The sequence below is a fragment of the Brevundimonas sp. EYE_349 genome, from assembly GCF_023147505.1.
In the GTDB taxonomy this organism is placed as follows: Bacteria; Pseudomonadota; Alphaproteobacteria; order Caulobacterales; family Caulobacteraceae; genus Brevundimonas.
On record NZ_JAHXPB010000003.1, the window covers coordinates 354,702 to 373,143 of the forward strand.

The following is an 18,442-nucleotide window of genomic DNA, read 5'->3' on the forward strand; positions in this document are numbered from 1 at the left end:
GCGGCGCGCCTCAGGTCGCTGACGATAGGACCGCGCCGCCGGAAGGGGCAAGTCGGGATCGGCGCTGCGGCGATCCGGCTCAGTCGGCGGTGATGCTGTTCAACGCCTCTTCCATCTCGCCGAACGAGGGCTGGGCGGTGGAGGGGATGTCGCCCCGGCCGATCTCAACCGAAATCTGGGCGGCGTTGCCGTGCAGATGGGCCACCAGCACCGACTGGATGATCTTATAATAGGCGGCCTCTTCGTCGATGATCGCCTTCAGCCGCGCGGCGAAGGGACCGACCAGGCCATAGGCCAGGAACACCCCCATGAAGGTGCCGACCAGGGCGCCGCCGATCATGCCGCCCAGCACTTCGGGCGGCTCGGTGATGGAGCCCATGGTCTTGATGACCCCCAGGACCGCCGCGACGATGCCCAGAGCCGGAAGGCCGTCGGCCAGGTTCTGAAGCGCATGGGCGGCTTCCAGATGCTCGTGATGGTGCTTTTCCAGCTGTTTTTCCATCGCGTCCTCGACCTGATGCGGATCCTCCAGGTTCATCGTCATCATCCGCAGGGTGTCGCAGATGAAGTCGACCGCGAAATGGTCCTTCAGCACCTTGGGGTATTTCTGGAAGATCGGCGATTCCTTGGGCTTTTCGATGTGGCTTTCCAGCGCCACGACGCCCTTGGATTTCATCGTCTTGGTCAGTTGGAACAGCAGGGACAGCAGGTCCTTGTAGTCCTGCTTCTTCCACTTCGGCCCGGCGAAGGTCTTGCCCAACCCGCCCATCGAACTCTTGATCACCGGCAGGGAGTTGGAAATCAGGAAGGCGGCGATGCCCGCGCCGCCGATGGCCATCAGTTCGTGCGGGGCGGCGTGCATGATGACTTCGAACTTGCCGCCCGAAATCGCGTAGCTGCCGAAGACGAGGCCGAACAGCAGCACGATGCCGATGATCTGGAACATGGGGAAGGACGATCCTGAGGCGAGAGGCCGGGATCATCCCCGTTAATCATTAAGACGGCGTTTCGCGAACGGCGTCCGGCGTCCAGGACCTCAGAGACGCTGTTCGCCGGTCAGGATCGCCTTGCGCGCCGCGACCGTCAGCTTCTGATAGCCGGTGTTGCCGCCCCGAACGTAGAGCGACGGGCCGGTCTTGTCGGAATCGAAGCCATCGGCGACCAGATCGGCCTTGCGGTACTTGAAGGTGCCGGTCGTCTCGGCCGATTTGATCAGACGCAGGAAGACAGGCTGGGCGTAGGCCGGCAGCTTGGCCTCGACATGATCCGAGAAGGCCTGGGCGTCGAACTTGCCCTCGACCACCAGGGCCGCCATGCCCGCCTTGCCGTCCTGGCCCGGCACCGGCACGCCATAGACGATGGCTTCGGCGACGCCCGGCGCATCCATCAGAACCTGTTCGACCTCGGAGGTCGAGACGTTCTCGCCCTTCCAGCGGAAGGTGTCGCCCATCCGGTCCACGAAGTAGAAATAGCCTTCCGCATCCTGCTTCATCAGGTCGCCGGTGCGGAACCAGCGGTCGCCCTTCTTGAACACGTCGGTCAGGATCTTCTTCTGCGAGGCGGCCTTGTCGGCATAGCCCGAGAAGTCGTGGCGAATGTCGTTGCCGATCAGGCCGATGGCCTCGCCCACCTCGCCCGCGCGCGCCAGACGGCACAGGCCGTCGGAACCCCGGATCGGCTGTTCGGTGTCCACGTCGAACTCGACCAGACGAATATTGATCTGGGACTTCAGATAGCGGGGCACCCGCCCGATGGCGCCCTGTTTGCCGTCGAAGTTGAACAGGGAGACATTGCCTTCGGTCGAGCCGTAGAACTCCAGGATTTCCGGGATGCGGAACCGCTTCTGGAAGTCGGGCCAGACGTCGGCGCGCAGGCCGTTGCCGAAGGCCAGGCGCAGCTTGTGCCGGGTCTCGTCCTCATGCGGCGGGCAGTTGACCAGATAACGGCACAGCTCGCCGATATAGACGAACATGGTCGCCCCCGACGACCGCACGTCGGGCCAGAAGCTGGTGGCCGAAAACTTCTTGCGGATGACCAGCCGCGCCCCGTTCAGCAGGGCCGCCCCCACCCCGACCAGACCCCCGGTCGAATGATACAGCGGCAGGACGTTGAAGATCCGGTCCTCGGGCGTCGAGCGCGTGGCCCCGGCGAAGGCGCGCATATAGGTGCGGGCGCGCGAATGGGGGATGCGCGCGGCCTTGGGCAGGCCCGTCGTGCCGGAGGTGTAGATGTAGAGCGCCGTGTCGCGGTTGGTCATGCCCTCGCGCGCCGTCTTGGACGGGCGCACCGAGGAGGCGCCGCGCACCGGCTTGTCCAGCCCCCGCCGGTCGCTGGTCTCCATATCCTCGGTCAGACCCAAGACCCAGAGCGCCAGATTGTGATCGACCAGAGGCCGCGCCTCTTCGATCTGGCGCCAGCAATCCTCGTCGGCGACCACGTTGAAGGCGTTGGAGATGGCCAGACAGTGGGCCAGGCCCTGCCCGTTCAGATTGGTGTTGATCAGGGCCGTGGCGATGCCGACCTTGGAGAAGCCGATCCAGGCCGCCAGATATTCGATCCGGTTGGTCATCATCAGGGCGATGGTGTCGCTGCGGCGCAGACCCCGATTCTTGGCCCAGTGACCGAAGCGGTTGGCCATGGCGTCAAGATCGCGATAGGTCAGGGTGCGCTGACCATCGTCGATGGCGATGTTGTCGGGGAACTTATCGACCGCTTCCTCGAAGTCGTCGCACAGCAGGACGTCGCTATCCAGTTGGATAGGTTTGATGCGTTTGAGCAGGCGGAACAGCCCGCGCGCGAACCGGACATCCCGACGGATATTGGCTACAAGACCCATGCGCGCCGTATCTCCGGTCAATGCGTGTTCCACCCCGCCGGTGATGGACGAAGGCGGGCTGTCGGGTCAACCGCGCCGACCGCCATCGCTGGCGGGTCTCGAGGATTGGCGACAGCCGTCACCCATTTGTTCTGTTGACGCCGGGGAAATCCAGAGCCGGCGGGTGCTTTTTATTGCCGCATTCCCTGAAGAGGTGACTGCAAAAGGCGCGATCAGCGCCCCATTCCAGGCGGAAAGAGTGTTTCTTCGGGGCTTTTGCACCATCGGCGGAACGACGGCGCCGAACGACGGGTTGGTTGATCGACGTTATGGAGGACAAGAACAATGTCGATGACCTACGCTGACGCCAATACCGAAACCCGCACCGAAGACGCCTTCGTGCCGCGTTACGCCCGCCCGACCAAGTCAAAAAAGTCCGTGAAGACCTGGATGATTCTGGCTCCGATCGGCGCCGTGGTTCTGCTGGGCAGCGGCGTCGCCATGGTGATGGGCGGCGGCGAACAGGCCGCGCCCGGTCAGTCGACGGAGGCGACTGCGCCCGCCATGCAGACCGCCCCCGCCGCGATGACCGCCGCCGAGACGCCCGTGACGCCGGCCGCGCCTATGGAGACCGCTCAGGCTCCGGCCGCCGCGCCTGCGCCGGCTGCGTCCGCCTTGACCGCGCTCCGTGCTGAACCGCGTGCAGAGCCGGTCGCCCGCCGCGCCGCGCCGGTCGCGGAGCGCCCGGCGGCCACGCCTCGCGTCGAGGTCCCTGCGACGCCCACGGGTCCGCAGCCCTATGCGGCGGCGACGTCGCCGGCCGCCAGCACCAGCCAGTTGAATACGGCTCCGGCCACGGTCCCCACAACGAGCCCGGCTCGACCGCCCGCCCCGACGATCACGGTCCAGCCGCTGAACTGACCCTCGTCGCCTGAAGAAGAGCCCCGGTTTCCACCGGGGCTTTTTTTGCGGCCGCGCTTAAGGCGTGGGTTGGGCCGGGAACTCCAGACGGCTGACGTCATAACCCAAGGCGCGCGCCCGTTCCGTCAGGCTGCGAACCTGGGCTTGGGTCGGCAAGTCGCGCGTATAGATGAACAGCCGCGCAAACGTCGGATCGGCGGAAATGAACCAACTGTAGTCGTCCGCCCGGTCTAACACCCAGTAGTCCCAGGTCACGAACCCGGCCAGATATCTGACCCTGAGTTTCGCGTTCGTACCGGGGTCCAGGATTTCGCCCCGCCCGCCGATGGCCTTCTCCCTGCCCTGCGGCGTGCCGACCTGACAGGTGTCGCGCACGTCGACGCGCGTGCCCTCGACCGGCGTATAGATGGATGCGCCGGCCACGCAGCCGTCGGTCAGACGATCCGGCAGACGGGCGATTTCATGCCAGCGACCTGACCACAGACGCTGCACATCCACCGGCTTGGCGGGCTGTGGCGCGCGATATTCAGAAGGGCGCGGCGCGGTCACGCAGCCGGCTAAGGCGACAGCGGCCGCAGTCGCGGCGATGACGGGCTTGAAGTCGGGCATGGGCTGATCCCTTTCGGCATAGGGCCGCGGCAGGCGGTCCTGGCTGGTTTACGCGCCAGCGAACACTTTGGACCTGAGGGGCAGACCAGAGCGCGCGGTCGAAAATCTCACAGGATGTGGCAGTATCAATCGCTTGTCTTACGCGGCACATTGGCGTTGTGACCTCCGTTCGACGGAGACCTGCCGGTGGACATCGCCATTCTGACCAAACGCCAAGACAGCTTGCCCAGCCAACGCCTGACCCACCTCCAACGCCTGGAGGCCGAGAGCATTCATATCCTGCGGGAGGTGGCGGCCGAGGTCGAGCGTCCGGTCATGTTGTATTCGATCGGCAAGGATTCAGCGGTGATGCTGCACTTGGCCAAGAAGGCCTTCTATCCTTCGAAGCCGCCCTTCCCCCTGCTGCACGTCGATACGACGTGGAAGTTTCGCGCCATGTACGCCCTGCGCGAACAGGCCGCGGCCGACCTCGGCGTCGAACTGCTGGTGCACCAGAACCCGGAAGCCGTCGCGCGCGGGATCAATCCGTTCGATCACGGCTCGGCCCTTCATACCGACCTGTGGAAGACCGACGGGCTGAAACAGGCCCTGTCTCTCCACGGCTTCGACGCGGCCTTCGGCGGCGCCCGGCGAGACGAGGAGAAGTCGCGGGCCAAGGAGAGGATTTTCTCGTTCCGCACCGCCGAGCATCGCTGGGACCCGAAGAACCAGCGGCCCGAACTCTGGCGGCTCTATAACACCAGGAAGCGCCCCGGCGAGAGTATTCGGGTCTTCCCCATCTCCAACTGGACCGAGTTGGACGTCTGGCAGTACATCCATCGGGAGCAGATCCCGATCGTGCCCCTTTATCTGGCGGCGGAACGGCCGGTGGTGGAGCGCGACGGCGCCCTGATCATGGTGGACGACGACCGCTTCCGGCTGCGCCCCGGCGAGACGCCGCAGATGAAGTCCGTCCGCTTCCGCACCCTGGGCTGCTACCCCCTGACCGGCGCGGTCGAGAGCACGGCCGCGACCCTGCCCGAGGTCATTCAGGAGATGCTGCTGACCACCACGTCCGAACGCCAGGGCCGGATGATCGACCACGACCAGTCCGCCTCGATGGAGAAGAAGAAGCAGGAGGGCTATTTCTGATGTCGCACCAGTCCGACCTGATCGCCCGCGACATCGACGCCTATCTGGACGCGCACCAGCACAAGAGCCTGCTGCGCTTCATCACCTGCGGCAGCGTGGACGACGGCAAGTCGACCCTGATCGGCCGGCTGCTGTACGACTCCAAGATGATCTTCGAGGATCAGATGGCGGCGCTGGAGGCGGACAGCCGCCGCGTCGGCACCCAAGGCGGCGACATCGATTTCGCCCTGCTGGTCGATGGTCTGGCCGCCGAACGCGAACAGGGCATCACCATCGACGTGGCCTATCGATTCTTCTCGACCGAGACGCGCAAATTCATCGTCGCCGATACGCCGGGGCATGAACAGTACACCCGCAATATGGTCACCGGCGCCTCGACCGCCGACGCCGCCGTCATCCTGATCGACGCCCGACGCGGGGTGCTGACCCAGACGCGTCGCCACGCCTATCTGGTCAGCCTGCTGGGCATCCGCCACGTCATCCTGGCGGTGAACAAGATGGACCTGATGGGCTGGTCCGAGGATGTGTTCGACGCCATCGTTTCCGACTTTTCCGCCTTCGCCGGCCAGATCGGGCTGAAGACGTTCGACGCTATTCCGATGTCGGCCCTCCGCGGCGACAACATCACCGAGGCCAGCCCCCGGTCGTCCTGGTACGCCGGCCCGCCCCTGATGCGCCTGCTGGAGACGCTGGAGGTCGGCGACGATCTGCAGGCCTATCCGTTCCGCCTGCCGGTGCAGTGGGTCAACCGGCCCAATCTCGACTTCCGCGGCTTCGCCGGCCAGATCGCCGCCGGGACCGTGCGGCCGGGCGATCCGCTGCGTGTCCTGCCGTCTGGCAGGACCTCGACCGTCGCCCGCATCGTCACCGCCGACGGCGACCTGGACCGGGCCGTCGCCGGTCAGTCGATCACCCTGACCCTGTCCGACGAGATCGACGTTTCGCGCGGCGACGTGCTGGCCAGCGCCGACGCCCCGCCCGAGGCCGCCGACCAGTTCGAGGCCACTGTGGTGTGGATGGACGACGAACCCCTGCTGCCCGGGCGGCCCTACCTGCTGAAGATCGGCGCCAAACTGGTCGGGGCGACCATCACCGAGCCCAAGCACAAGGTGAACGTCAACACTCTGGAGCAGCAGCCGGCCCGGCGGCTGGAGTTGAACGAGATCGGCGTCTGCAACCTGTCGCTGGACGCACCCGTCGCCTTCGCCCCCTACGCCCAGAATAAGGACCTTGGCGGCTTCATCCTGATCGACCGGATCTCGAACCGGACGGTGGGCGCGGGCCTGCTGAACTTCGCCCTGCGCCGCGCCCACAACATCCACTGGCAGGCCCTGTCGGTGGACAAGGATGCGCGCGCCGCGATCAAGAACCAGAAGGGGCGGGTCATCTGGCTGACCGGCTTGTCCGGCGCGGGCAAATCAACCATCGCCGATCTGGTCGAAAAGCGGCTGCACGCCGACGGCCGCCACACCTATCTGCTGGACGGCGACAATGTCCGTCACGGCCTGAACCGCGACCTGGGCTTCACCGAGGAGGACCGGGTCGAAAACATCCGCCGCGTCGCCGAGGTGTCGAAACTGATGGTGGACGCCGGCTTGATCGTTCTGGTCAGCTTCATCTCGCCCTTCCGCGCCGAGCGCCGCATGGCCCGCGACCTGCTGGGCGACGGCGAGTTCGTAGAGGTGCATGTCGACACCCCCCTGGCCGTCGCCGAGGCCCGCGACGTCAAGGGCCTCTACAAGAAGGCGCGGGCGGGACAGTTGAAGAACTTCACCGGCATCGACAGCCCCTATGAGGCGCCCGAGACGCCGGAGATCGTGGTGGACACCACCACCATGTCGCCCGATCAGGCGGCCGAGCGCATCGTGGCCTGGCTGGACGGCCGGTTCTGGAACGAGGATTTCAGCATCTGACTTGAAGTCCGGCTGCGAGCGCCGCACGGGAACCTTGACTGTTTCTGGCGCACTGTAGAGGCCGATGACCCTTCCTATCCGAAAGCTGGACCTGTCCGCGATCGAGCAGTCGCAGATCGCCCGCATCGCCGGGACGAACCTGACGCTGGGCGGTCTGGTCAGCGCGGGCGTCATCGCCCTCGCGGCCTTCGCCGCCCACTGGCTGGTGACCCGATCTCTGCGCCGGGTGCGCGAGCGGGCCGACCGCAGCCGCCAGGCCGTCTATCTGCTGGAGCGGTTGGCCGGCTACGGGATCATCGTGGTCGGGGCGATGGCGGCCCTGTCGGCGGCGGGGTTGAACCTGTCGTCCCTGGCGGTCTTCGCCGGCGCTTTGGGTATCGGCGTGGGCCTGGGCCTGCAGGGGGTGGTCAAGGAGTTCGTGTCGGGCCTGTTTCTGATCTTCGACCGGATGGTGTCGGTCGGCGACTATATAGAGATCGAGGACATCGGCATTCGCGGCGCCATCATGGAGATCGGCCCGCGCGCGACGCGCGTCCGCACTAACGACAACGTCAATGTGCTGGTGCCCAACTCGCGCTTCATCGAACAGCCGGTGACCAACTGGACGCTGAAGGGCGACACCCGCCGCATCCATGTGCCCTTCACCGTCGCCTATGGCTCGGACCGGGGCCAGGTTCGCGACGCCGTGCTGAAGGCCGCGCGCGCCAGCCCCTTCACCCTGCCCGAGACCGAGGCGAGGAAGAGCCAGGTCTGGCTGGTGGCGTTCGGCGACCGGGGCCTGTCGTTCGAGTTGGTGGTCTGGCCCACCCGCGATGCGGTCAAACGCCCGGCCGCCATGCACGCCGCCTACACCTGGCTGATCGCCGATGCGCTGGATGCGGCGGGCGTGGAGGTGCCGGTGCCGCAGACGGACGTGCGCCTGCGCCGCGCCTTCGGGCTGGAGGGCGACGAGGCGCTGAAGCGGCTGGGCCACGGCGACGGCCCGGCGGCGCAGCCCGGCGGCCCCTCGCGTGGCGTACGCACCGCCAACGACGCCGCCGCCGACGTGATGGCGCAGGAGGAGGAAGAGGCCGCAGAGCCGCCCGCCTCCCCCTTGCGCCGTCAGCCGGACTGAGCCGCCTTCGCCTTCAGCCGGTAAGCGTGCAGCAGCGGTTCGGTATAGCCGTTCGGCTGTTCCACGCCCTCGAACACCAACGCCCGCGCCGCCTGATAGGCCAGGCTGGTCTCGGGGCTCGCCGCCATCGGCCGATACAGCGGATCACCGGCGTTCTGGCCGTCCACCTTGGCCGCCATCCGCAGGAAGGCGGCGTCGACCTGTTCCGCCGTGCAGACCCCATGCAGCAGCCAGTTGGCGATATGCTGCGAACTGATCCGCAGGGTCGCCCGGTCCTCCATCAGGCCGACGTCGTGGATGTCCGGCACCTTGGAGCAGCCGACGCCCTGGTCGATCCAGCGCACGACATAGCCCAGAATGCCTTGGGCGTTGTTGTCCAGCTCGGCCGCCACCTCGTCTTCCGACCAGTTGGCGCCATTGGCCAGGGGCGGGGTCAGCAGGGCCTCAAGCCCCGGCGTCTCGCGTCGCGCGACGTCCTTCTGGACCGCGAACACATCAACGGCGTGATAGTGCAGCGCGTGCAGCGTCGCCGCCGTCGGCGACGGCGTCCAGGCGGTGTTGGCGCCCGTCTTCGGGTGGCCGATCTTCTGCTCCAGCATGTCCGCCATCCGGTCCGGCGCCGCCCACATCCCCTTGCCGATCTGGGCCTTGCCGGACAGGCCGCAATTCAGACCAATGGCGACGTTCCGCGCCTCATAGGCGGCGATCCAGGCGCTGGACTTGATGTCCGCCTTTCGCACCACCGGCCCGGCCTGCATGGCGGTGTGAATCTCGTCGCCGGTCCGATCCAAAAAGCCGGTGTTGATGAAGACGATCCGGTCCTTCACCGCCTGAATGCAGGCCGCCAGATTGGCTGACGTCCGCCGTTCTTCGTCCATCACCCCGACCTTGATCGCATGGCGCGGCAGGGCCAGCAGGTCCTCGACTGCATCGAACAGACGGTCCGTGAAGGCGGCTTCGTCCGGCCCGTGCATCTTGGGTTTCACGATATAGACCGAGCCGGTCGCGCTGTTGCCGAACCCGCCTAGCCCCTTGATGTCATACAGTGCGATCAGGCTGGTCACGATCGCGTCCATGATCCCCTCGGGCGCCTCCGACCCGTCCGCCAGACGAATGGCCGGGGTCGTCATCAGATGCCCGACATTGCGCACGAACAGCAGGCTGCGTCCCTTCAGCGTCACCGACGCCCCATCCCGCGCCGTCCATTGTCGATCCGGCTCCAGCGCGCGGGTCAGGGTCTCTCCGCCCTTCGTGAAGGTCGCGGACAGGTCGCCGCGCATCAGGCCCAGCCAGTTGGAATAGGCCTCGGCCTTGTCCGCCGCATCGACGGCGGCGACCGAATCCTCCAGATCGACGATGGTGGTCAGGGCCGATTCCAGCACCACGTCCGCCAGTCCCGCGGGGTCGCCCCGGCCCACCGGATGGTCGCGGTCGATGACCAGTTCGATATGCAGGCCGTTGTGGACCAGCAGGATAGACGAAGGGGCCGTCGCCTCTCCCCTGAACCCGACGAACTGCGCCGCATCCTTCAGCGCCGGCGACAGCCCGCCGTCACCCACCGACCAGCCGGCGACATCGGCGTGCGATCCATCCGCCAGCGGGGCCGCCTCGTCCAGAAACGCCTTGGCCCGCGCCACGACCCGTGCGCCCCGTGTCGCATCGTATCCGCCTCCTTGCGGCAGATCGCCCAGGGCGTCGGTGCCGTACAGGGCGTCATACAGGCTGCCCCAGCGGGCGTTGGCGGCGTTCAGCAGGAAGCGGGCGTTCAGCACCGGCACCACCAGCTGCGGCCCAGCCATCTGGGCGATCTCGGCGTCCACCCCCTCGGTCGTGATCGTGAAGGGCTGCGGCTCCTCGACCAGATAGCCGATCTCGCGCAGGAAGGCTTCCGACGCACTCACATCGTAGGGCTGGCCCCGCCGCGCCCGCTGCCACGCATCGATCTGGCCCTGCAGGGCGTCGCGCCGGTTGAGCAGCGCGCGGTTCTCCGGCGCGAACCGTTCGAAGATCGCCGTGGCGCCGGCCCAGAAGGCCGCCGCATCGAGACCCAGCCCTGGCAGCACCTCCCGTTCGATGAGTGCGATCAGTTCGCCTGCGACGCTCAGCCCGGCGCGATCTTCGTGGGTGGTCATGACGGCGACTCCTTGCGGCCGGCGCCAAGGCTGGAGCCGGCCTGTAACAATGCGTGATGAGGTAAGCGGAGCCCGCGCGACTGCGCAAGGGTCACGTCGCGTCAGCGCCGTCGCTTTTCGTCCAAGGCGACGCGCGGCCGGTCAGAAACGCTTAACCGCGTCCGTGAACGAGACCGCAAGCGGCGGCGCCTATGTTGCGCCTATGGACGACATCGCGTCCGGCCCGCTCGAGCGTGTTTTCAATGCTGTTTCTTTTGAACGATGTGGTGTTCGACCTGGACGAGGCCTGCCCGGCCACGCCCGCCGACACGCGCCGGTTCGAGAAGCTGTCCTTCGACTATGTGCTGGAGCTGGGCTGCGAACTGTTCGCCGAGGATCCGCTGCTCCACCGGAACGACCCTCAGCGTGCGCGCCGCCTGGCCTGGCTGATCGCCGAGCGCAGCCCGGACGTGAACGCCGCCCTGTTCGCCGCACCGGCCGTCGCCTGCGACCCCGACCTGGTCGAGCCGCGCTTCTGCGCCCTGCCCAACGTCGTCATGCATCAGCTTCAGGCCAAGGGCCGCCGCCTGAACGCCGTGGCCGCCGACCGCGCCGTCTGGAACCGCATGGCCGCCTGAAATCGGGCGGCCCTAAAGCCGTCGCGTCACATCACCGCGTTGAAGACGACGTGCACGATCGTCGCCACGGCGACGATGAAGCCGAAGCCGACCGCGAGGCCGACGGCCGGATGCAGCGGTCGGTTGGCCGTCGAACGCTCGCTCGTCATGTGGGCGATACGGTCTTGAGGATGGATCACAGCCATCGTTCGTTTCCTTTCCCTATGACCCCGGAGAACGCCGGGAGAGGGCGTCAGACTCTGTCGGTCCGATCGTCGCCTCGAACCAGAGCATGACTCCAATAGCCCCTTATGGCGAGGGGTTATTTGATCTGGCGCAACATCGTGATTCAGCGATCCCCGCTCACTTCGATCTTTACTCACAGGCGCAACCCCTGCGATCATGAAGCCTCAGCGGGGCGGGGTGTTCATGAGGCGTCTGATTGCGACCGGTGTGACGGCGGCCTTTTTGGGGCTGTCGGCCTGGGCTGCGCCCAAGGCCGCGCACGCGGACTGGCTGCGCGCCGAAAGCGAGCGGTTCATCGTCTACAGCGACGGCGGCGAACGCGCCCTGCGCGACTATGTGCAGAAGCTGGAGATGTTCGACCGGGTCATGCAGTTTCGGTCGGGGGTCGCCATAACGACCGAGCCTCAAAGAAAGCTACCCATCTATTTGGTGCGAAGCAGAAGCGCGTTGCTCCGGGTCCACCCCCAAAGCGGCGAGAATGTCGTCGGAACCTACTTCCCCACGGAAGAGGATGTCTTTGCCGTCGCCATTCGCGGTGACGGCAACGGTCTGTCGGGCGACGAAGTTCTGATGCACGAATACGCCCATCACTTCATGTTGGGCAATTTCCCTGGATCTTACCCAGCCTGGTTCGTCGAAGGCTTTGCCGAGTATTACGCGACCGCAGAAATCGATTTTCGGGACCGTGAGGTCATTCTGGGCGGCTTCAATCACAATCGCGCCTACTGGATCATGGCCGAAAGCTGGATCCCCTTGGACGTGCTACTGACGAAACGTCCTGGCGAAATTCGGGCGTCAAGTCAGCGGGCGACCTACTATCCCATCGCCTGGTTGCTTACCCATTGGTTTTATTCCACGCCTGAGCGGCTGGACCAGTTGAACATTTACCTGAAAGCCGTTGCCGGCGGACAGGATTCAATTACGGCGATGCAGCAGGCGACAGGGATGACGCTGGAGCAGTTGCGCGCCAGCCTTCGGCGCTATACGCGCGAACGGCTAGGACGCACCAAAATTTCCGGCCAGTTTCCGACTGCTGAAGTTGCGGTGGAACGCCTTTCACCGACCGCCGACGATCTACTGCTGATCAATCAACGTCTCAAGATCGGGACGCCAAACGGTGATCGTCAGGCCTTGGGTCAGGAGGTCGCCAGACTGGCCGCTCGACATGGCGACGATCCCCTGGCGCTTCTGGCCGCCGGCCACGCCGGCCTGCACTTCGGCGACCGCCCGGCAGGCGAGCGCGCCCTTCAACGCCTTCTGGAGATCGATCCGGATCATGTGGAGGCCCTGCAGTTCTTGGCTCAAGAAAGATTGAAACAAGCGCGCGAAGCCGACGATGACGATCAGGCCCAGCAGCTTCGCGCTCAGGCGCACGCCTATCTGGCCCACGCCTATCAGGTGGGGCGGAACGACTATCGCACCTTGATGCTGCTGTCCGAATTGCGCCAGACGCAGCCCGGCTATCCCAATGAGAACGATATTTTGACCTTGGGATTGGCGCTAGACCGCGCGCCACAGTTGGCCGCTGTTCGATTCTCTTACGCTAGCGCGTTAATACAGACCGGGAAAAGGGATGAAGCCATAGCCGTATTGAAGCCCCTGGCCAACAATCCCCACGGAGGCGGAGCATCCGCACTGGCGTCGCGCATGATCTCAGCCATCGAGAACGGACAGAATCTGCCGACGCTGACGGACGATGCGGCCGAACCCCAGATCAGCGAGCCCGAGGAAACGCCGGAAAAGCCGCCTGAAGCCATCCCCTCCCCCGCCAACGAGTGACTTTCGGCGCGCGGCGGGGTAGTCGCGCGCCATGTCCTCACTGATCCTGCCCGAAGAAGCCGCCAAGTCTTCAAGAACCCTCGCCGCCGAGGCGGGGAGGCGGCGGACCTTCGCCATCATCGCCCACCCGGACGCCGGCAAGACGACACTGACCGAGCATATCCTGCTTGCCGGCGGCGCCATCCGTGCGGCGGGCGCCGTGCGGGCGCGGGGTGAGAACCGGCGCACCCGTTCGGACTGGATGAAGATCGAAAAGGAACGCGGGATTTCCGTCAGCGCCTCGGTCATGACGTTCGAGCACGACGGCAAGATGTTCAACCTGCTCGATACGCCCGGGCACGAGGACTTCTCGGAAGACACCTATCGCACCCTGACCGCCGCAGACTGCGCCATCATGGTGCTGGACGCCGCAAAAGGCATCGAGCCGCAGACGCTGAAGCTGTTCGAGGTCTGCCGTCTGCGCGACATTCCGATCATCACCTTCATCAACAAGCTGGACCGCGAGGCCCAGGACCCGATGGCCCTGCTGGACGACATCGCGTCCCGCCTACAGCTTGACCCCGCCCCGATCTGGTGGCCCGCCGAAAGCGGCAACCGTCTGCGCGGCATGGTCGAGGTCGGCACCGGCCGGTTCCAGCCCTATACCCGCAAGGCCGCCGGTTCGGCCGAAGATCCCGAACACCCCGACGCCCTGCCGCTGGATCAGGCGGCCCAGTATTTCGAGGCGGGAGAGCAGGACGCCCTGGCCGAGGCTGTCGAACTGGTCGAGGGCGGCTATCCGGCGTTCGATCGTCAGTCCTTCCTTGAAGGTCACCTGACGCCGGTCCTGTGGGGCTCGGCCCTGCGCCACTTCGGCATCGACGAACTTTTGAAGGCCATCGGCGACTGGGCCCCCGCGCCCAAGGTCATGAAGGCCAAGAAGGAATCGCCGCCCGAGACCCGCAACGCCCCTGCCCCCGTGGACACCGAGGTCGAGCCGGGATCGAACGAAGTCACCGGCTTTGTCTTCAAGGTCCAGGCCAATATGGACCCGAACCACCGCGACCGGATCGCCATGTTCCGAATGGCAAGCGGCGCCTTCAAGCGCGGCATGAAGCTGAAGGTGCAGAACACCGGCAAGTCGTTGTCGGTCAACGCGCCCATCATGTTCTTCGCCTCCGATCGCGAACTGGCAGACGACGCTTTCGCGGGCGATGTGATCGGCATTCCCAACCACGGGGTGCTGCGCGTCGGCGACAGCCTGTCGGAAAGCGGCGTGGTGCGGTTCGCGGGCCTGCCGAACTTCGCGCCGGAAATCCTGCAGCGGGTGCGGGTCAAGGACCCGTTGAAGGCCAAGCACCTGAAGAAGGCGCTGGAAGGTCTGGCCGAGGAAGGCGTGACCCAGCTGTTCCGCCCCGAAATCGGTTCGGACTTCATTGTCGGCGCCGTGGGCCAGCTTCAGTTCGAGGTCATGGCCGACCGTCTGGGCGAGGAATACGGGCTGGACGTCGTCTTCGAACCCAGCCCCTACGCCGAGGCCCGCTGGGTGGGCGGCGCCGACGCCGACGTCGAGGACTTCAGCGGCAAATACCGCCCGCAGATGGCCCGCGACATCGACCAGGCCCCGGTCTTCCTGGCCAAATCGAGTTGGGAGACCGGCTACGTCGGCGAACGCTTCCCCAAGATCGCCTTCACCAAGACCCGGGAACGCGGCTGAGACGCAATGGGCCGCCTCACGGCGCCGCTTCGGACTTTATTCGGCCCCGCGTCTGGGCCATGGTCGGCTGTCGGGCGCAATCGCGCCGGAGGACCGATGCCTTTGCTGTTCGCCCTAACCAGCGCCGCCCTGATGCTGCAGGCCGCACCGTCCGTGGGACTGATCTCCTATGACGAGGCGGTGCGCTGCGCCGGGCTGACCCAGGCGGCGTCGGAACTGGAGGGCGGCGAGAGCGTGCAGGGGCGCCGGCTTTACGACGCGGCCCTCTATTGGTCGTTGGCGGCGATGCAGGCCGCGACCGCCGCCGGCAAGCCCGCCCCCGCCGCAGAGGCCGACCAGACCCGCGCCCGCATCGCCGCCGTGCGTCAGTTGAACGGCGCCGCGGCCGAGGCCAGAGCGATCCTGCAACGCTGCCAGCAGAAGACGCCGAATCTCGGCTGATCGACCCGCGACCACGGCTGGGTATAAGCCGGACCGAACCGCTTTGGCGGCGCTGCGTTTGCATTGGACGCCGCAAGAGACCCAGTCTGCGTCTCGAAGCGGGATTACAGAGGTCCAGCGCATGTTCGAATTCGGCCGCGATCTTCGAAAACTCTTCGCTCAGGCGCGAGAGAGCGAAGACCTGGGCTGGGTCGAACTGATCGGCCCCGACCTGCTGCGGGCCGAGGCGCTACGCGAATCCATCGACGCGGGCCGGGTGTCCTGCAACCGGCCGTTCGAGACCGAGCACCGCGCCGCGGCGCTGTGGCGCGAACACGCACGACGGACGGGCGCCGCTGAAAGCCTGGATCGGGCTGACCGCTGCGCCGACAGCCTGTCCCGTTCCGCGACGACCCAGGATCAGGCCGCCCTGGCGGCGGCGGACGGCGCCGCGTCGGCGATGCTGAGGTTCGACCTGTGCGGCGCGCCGGAGCGCCTGGACCGCGCCCTGGCCCTGCTGGCCAGCGTCAATCGCCCGCGCAGCCGACGCGCAGCCTCGACCTTGGCCGCAATCCACGCACGGCTGAAGGCGCGCACGGCGCGGCTGGCCGGGGATGTCGACAGTCTGGCCGAGGCCGGCGGGCTGATGGAGGCGGCGGTTCAGGGCGATACGGCCGAGGACCTGGAGTTGAGGATGGATCAGGCCGCTCTGGCGTTAGAGACAGGCGTGGTGCGACGCGAAGTGCGTCTGCTGGACCAGGCGGGCCGGAGCCTGGGCGCCCTGGTCGAGACCGCCTCGCCCGACCATCGCCCTTTGACGCGTGCGCGAGCGCTGGCTCTGTGCGGCGCCGGTCTGTCCGCCTTGGCCGCCGTCGCGGGGCATCAGGGGGCGCGGGCCCAGGCGCGGAGCCTGTTCGACGCCGCCGCCGAACAGTTCACCCCCGATCACAGCCCCCTGGACTGGGTCGCCATCCAAATCCTGCGCGCGGGCGACGAAGCACAGCCGCTGATGCTGCTGGCCCAGGCGGAAAGTCTGACCCAGGGCCGCGATCTGGTGCTGGGCGCCGCGGTGCGCGAGCGGCGGATCACCCGTGAGGTCGCCCTGGCCGAAGCGGTCGGCGATCTGGCCGGCATGATAACGCTGGAGACGCGGCTGCGCGCACGGATGCCCGATGCGACGCCGCTGGATTGGTCCGCCGACCAGATCGGCATGGCCGAGATTCTGCTGGCGCGGCAGCGGTTGACGGGGTCGGCGGCCGGAGGGCTGGGGCTGATGCTGGGCGAGGCGGCGACGACGGCGCGCGAACGGGGCGTCGACGTCCTGGCGGAGCGGGCGGAAGCCCTGCTGTCGAGCGTCAGGGCTTAACGCCCGCGTCAGCCCCCCATGGCGACGAAGGCGCCGTTCAGGAACCGGGGCTTGCCATAGCTCAGCCGCTGGCCGTCGTCGGCCAGGACGCGGCCGCCGGCCGCCTCCAGAACCGCCTGTCCCGCCGCCGTGTCCCATTCCGAGGTCGGGCCGGTGCGGGGATAGGCGTCGAACCGCCCCTCGGCGATCAGGCAGAACTTCAGCGAGGAGTCCGTGCCCTGCCAGCGCGTGCAGCCATGGCGGGCGGCCAGGCGCGCGGCCTCCTCGTCGGTGACGCTGTGGCTCAACAGGGCCAGGCCTTCCTGCGGGCGGTCGCGCACGCGGATGGGACGCCAGTCCTCGCCGGCATGGGCCTCGCCGGCCTGAAGGGCGCCGAACTGACGCCGGAAGGCGCCGCCCTCTGGCTTGTCCGTGCGCCAGGTGGTCGAGGTCGCCGGCGCCGTCACTACGCCCGCCACCGGATAGCCGGCGTGCATCAGGGCGATGTTGACGGTGAAGGCCTCGCCCCCGCGCACGAAGCCGCGCGTGCCGTCCAGCGGGTCGATCAGCCAGAACCAGTCCTCGGCCGAGGCGGGCGCGCCGCTTTCGGACACCGCCTCTTCGGCCACGGTCTGAACGCCCGGATAGGCGGCCGCCAGCCGATCCAGGATCAGGGCCTCGGCCGCGCGGTCGGCTTGCGTCACCGGGCTGTCGTCGGACTTGGTCTCGACCGCCGTGCCGGCCCGCCAATAGGGCAGGATCAGCCGCGCGGCCTCCTCCGCGATTTCGGCTAAGGTCAGGGCCAGAGCGCCCGATTTCAGGTCGCGTTCGAGATCGGCGTGGGACGGAACGGGGGAGGAGGCGATCGTCATGGGCGGGTCGATAGACCATCCGGGCGGTTCCATGAACCGGCAAATCACGTCACCTTCGCGCGCGACACGAACTGTGACCTGAGTGCTCCAGCCGCCATGACCCCGACCGACGACGAACGCGCCGTTCCGCTCGACCTTCCCGTCGACGGGACCGAACTGGCCACCTATGTCGCGGCCAAGCTGTGCCATGACTTCATCAGCCCGTCGGGCGCCATCGTCTCGGGCCTGGACCTGATGCAGGACCCGGCGGCGCAGGACATGCGCGACGACGCCCTGGCCCTGATCGAACAGAGCGCCCGCAAGATGGTGGCTCTGGTCCACTACGCCCGGGTGGCCTTCGGCGCGGCGACCACCAGCGAGCGGTTCACGGCGCGCGAACTGGAGAGCCTGCTCGTCGGCATGACGCAGGGAGGCCGCGCCACTCTGGACTGGCGCATCGCGGAGGCCGAGTTCTCCAAGCCCCAGGCGCGGGCCCTGACCAACCTGGCCTATCTGACCGTCGGCGCCCTGCCGATGGGCGGGTCGGCGGTGATCCAGTCGCGGGTCGAGGACGGTTTCGTCTATCTGGAAGGCTTCGCGGAAGGATCGCGCGCCCGACTGAAGCCCGAGGCGGCGGCGGGTCTGGCGGGCGAACGCCTGACCGAGGGGCTGGCGGGTCAGTGGATCCAACCCTACTGGCTTTGGCTGACGGTGACCGAGGCTGGCGGCGCCCTGCACGTCAAGGTTGAGGACGGAAAGGTCGCCCTGGTCGCCCGAATGCCCGCCTGAGGCCGTTTCCAAACGACTCGTTAACTGGCATCAGGGCAATATTCCGCCCGAATCCGTGGGGCGAGCCGTCGCGACATCGAGGAGA

General features: G+C 66.9%; 16 protein-coding genes. 10 read left to right on the forward strand and 6 right to left on the reverse strand.

The annotated features are described in order from the left end of the window. Nucleotides 1-79 precede the first annotated feature (79 nt). Together motA and KZX42_RS07965 are read right to left on the reverse strand one after the other, a co-directional pair. Entirely contained in the window at nucleotides 80-946 is an 867-nt protein-coding gene (gene motA / locus KZX42_RS07960; protein WP_248118668.1) for a flagellar motor stator protein MotA, read from the reverse strand. Nucleotides 947-1,036: 90 nt separating this feature from the next. Then, nucleotides 1,037-2,836 (reverse strand): long-chain-acyl-CoA synthetase, encoded by a 1,800-nt coding sequence (locus KZX42_RS07965; RefSeq protein ID WP_248118725.1) that lies wholly within the window; start codon nucleotides 2,834-2,836, stop codon nucleotides 1,037-1,039. 330 nt (nucleotides 2,837-3,166) lie between these two features. Between KZX42_RS07965 and KZX42_RS07970 the strand changes: the two genes are divergently transcribed. After that, nucleotides 3,167-3,736 carry a hypothetical protein gene (locus tag KZX42_RS07970; RefSeq protein ID WP_248118669.1) on the forward strand — a complete coding sequence of 190 codons (570 nt, stop codon included), beginning with the start codon at nucleotides 3,167-3,169 and terminating at the stop codon, nucleotides 3,734-3,736. A gap of 57 nt (nucleotides 3,737-3,793) precedes the next feature. On the opposite strand, the gene KZX42_RS07975 is transcribed toward KZX42_RS07970, so the two are convergent. Continuing rightward, the gene (locus tag KZX42_RS07975; protein WP_248118670.1) at nucleotides 3,794-4,345 is read right to left on the reverse strand and encodes a lipocalin family protein; all 552 of its coding nucleotides are present in this window, start codon (nucleotides 4,343-4,345) and stop codon (nucleotides 3,794-3,796) included. A 180-nt stretch (nucleotides 4,346-4,525) separates the two neighbouring features. On the opposite strand from KZX42_RS07975, the gene cysD reads away from it, so the two are divergent. The 3 genes from cysD (at nucleotide 4,526) to KZX42_RS07990 (ending at nucleotide 8,503) form a co-directional block, all read left to right on the forward strand. After that, a complete protein-coding gene (gene cysD / locus KZX42_RS07980) occupies nucleotides 4,526-5,476 on the forward strand; it encodes a sulfate adenylyltransferase subunit CysD (RefSeq protein ID WP_248118726.1) in 951 nt (316 codons plus the stop codon). Then, entirely contained in the window at nucleotides 5,476-7,389 is a 1,914-nt protein-coding gene (gene cysN, locus KZX42_RS07985; protein ID WP_248118671.1) for a sulfate adenylyltransferase subunit CysN, read from the forward strand. Before cysD ends, cysN begins: the two co-directional genes overlap by 1 nt. A gap of 64 nt (nucleotides 7,390-7,453) precedes the next feature. After that, a complete protein-coding gene (locus KZX42_RS07990; protein WP_248118672.1) occupies nucleotides 7,454-8,503 on the forward strand; it encodes a mechanosensitive ion channel domain-containing protein in 1,050 nt (349 codons plus the stop codon). Here KZX42_RS07990 and KZX42_RS07995 read toward each other — a convergent pair. After that, nucleotides 8,491-10,635 carry a malate synthase G gene (locus KZX42_RS07995; RefSeq protein ID WP_248118673.1) on the reverse strand — a complete coding sequence of 715 codons (2,145 nt, stop codon included), beginning with the start codon at nucleotides 10,633-10,635 and terminating at the stop codon, nucleotides 8,491-8,493. The two genes, KZX42_RS07990 and KZX42_RS07995, sit on opposite strands and share 13 nt — an antisense overlap. Nucleotides 10,636-10,877: 242 nt before the next feature. Here KZX42_RS07995 and KZX42_RS08000 point away from each other — a divergent pair, with 242 nt between their 5' ends. After that, nucleotides 10,878-11,252: a hypothetical protein gene (locus KZX42_RS08000; protein WP_248118674.1), complete on the forward strand. Its 375-nt coding sequence runs from the start codon at nucleotides 10,878-10,880 to the stop codon at nucleotides 11,250-11,252. 26 nt (nucleotides 11,253-11,278) lie between these two features. On the opposite strand, the gene KZX42_RS08005 is transcribed toward KZX42_RS08000, so the two are convergent. Continuing rightward, complete coding sequence (locus KZX42_RS08005) at nucleotides 11,279-11,437, reverse strand: hypothetical protein (protein WP_248118675.1); 159 nt, start codon at nucleotides 11,435-11,437, stop codon at nucleotides 11,279-11,281. 247 nt (nucleotides 11,438-11,684) lie between these two features. Between KZX42_RS08005 and KZX42_RS08010 the strand changes: the two genes are divergently transcribed. From KZX42_RS08010 to KZX42_RS08025, 4 genes are all read left to right on the forward strand, one after another. Next, nucleotides 11,685-13,256: a hypothetical protein gene (locus KZX42_RS08010; RefSeq protein ID WP_248118676.1), complete on the forward strand. Its 1,572-nt coding sequence runs from the start codon at nucleotides 11,685-11,687 to the stop codon at nucleotides 13,254-13,256. 31 nt (nucleotides 13,257-13,287) lie between these two features. Further along, nucleotides 13,288-14,952 (forward strand): peptide chain release factor 3, encoded by a 1,665-nt coding sequence (locus tag KZX42_RS08015; protein ID WP_248118677.1) that lies wholly within the window; start codon nucleotides 13,288-13,290, stop codon nucleotides 14,950-14,952. Nucleotides 14,953-15,048: 96 nt separating this feature from the next. Further along, nucleotides 15,049-15,393, forward strand: coding sequence for a hypothetical protein (locus KZX42_RS08020; protein ID WP_248118678.1), 345 nt, complete (start codon nucleotides 15,049-15,051; stop codon nucleotides 15,391-15,393). Between the two features lie 121 nt (nucleotides 15,394-15,514). After that, nucleotides 15,515-16,738, forward strand: a complete 1,224-nt coding sequence (locus KZX42_RS08025; protein ID WP_248118679.1) for a hypothetical protein — start codon at nucleotides 15,515-15,517, stop codon at nucleotides 16,736-16,738. An 8-nt stretch (nucleotides 16,739-16,746) separates the two neighbouring features. Here KZX42_RS08025 and cysQ read toward each other — a convergent pair whose 3' ends face one another. Further along, complete coding sequence (gene cysQ / locus KZX42_RS08030; protein WP_248118680.1) at nucleotides 16,747-17,589, reverse strand: 3'(2'),5'-bisphosphate nucleotidase CysQ; 843 nt, start codon at nucleotides 17,587-17,589, stop codon at nucleotides 16,747-16,749. A 96-nt stretch (nucleotides 17,590-17,685) separates the two neighbouring features. Here cysQ and KZX42_RS08035 point away from each other — a divergent pair, with 96 nt between their 5' ends. Further along, nucleotides 17,686-18,357, forward strand: a complete 672-nt coding sequence (locus KZX42_RS08035; RefSeq protein WP_248118681.1) for a histidine phosphotransferase family protein — start codon at nucleotides 17,686-17,688, stop codon at nucleotides 18,355-18,357. Nucleotides 18,358-18,442: the final 85 nt, after the last annotated feature.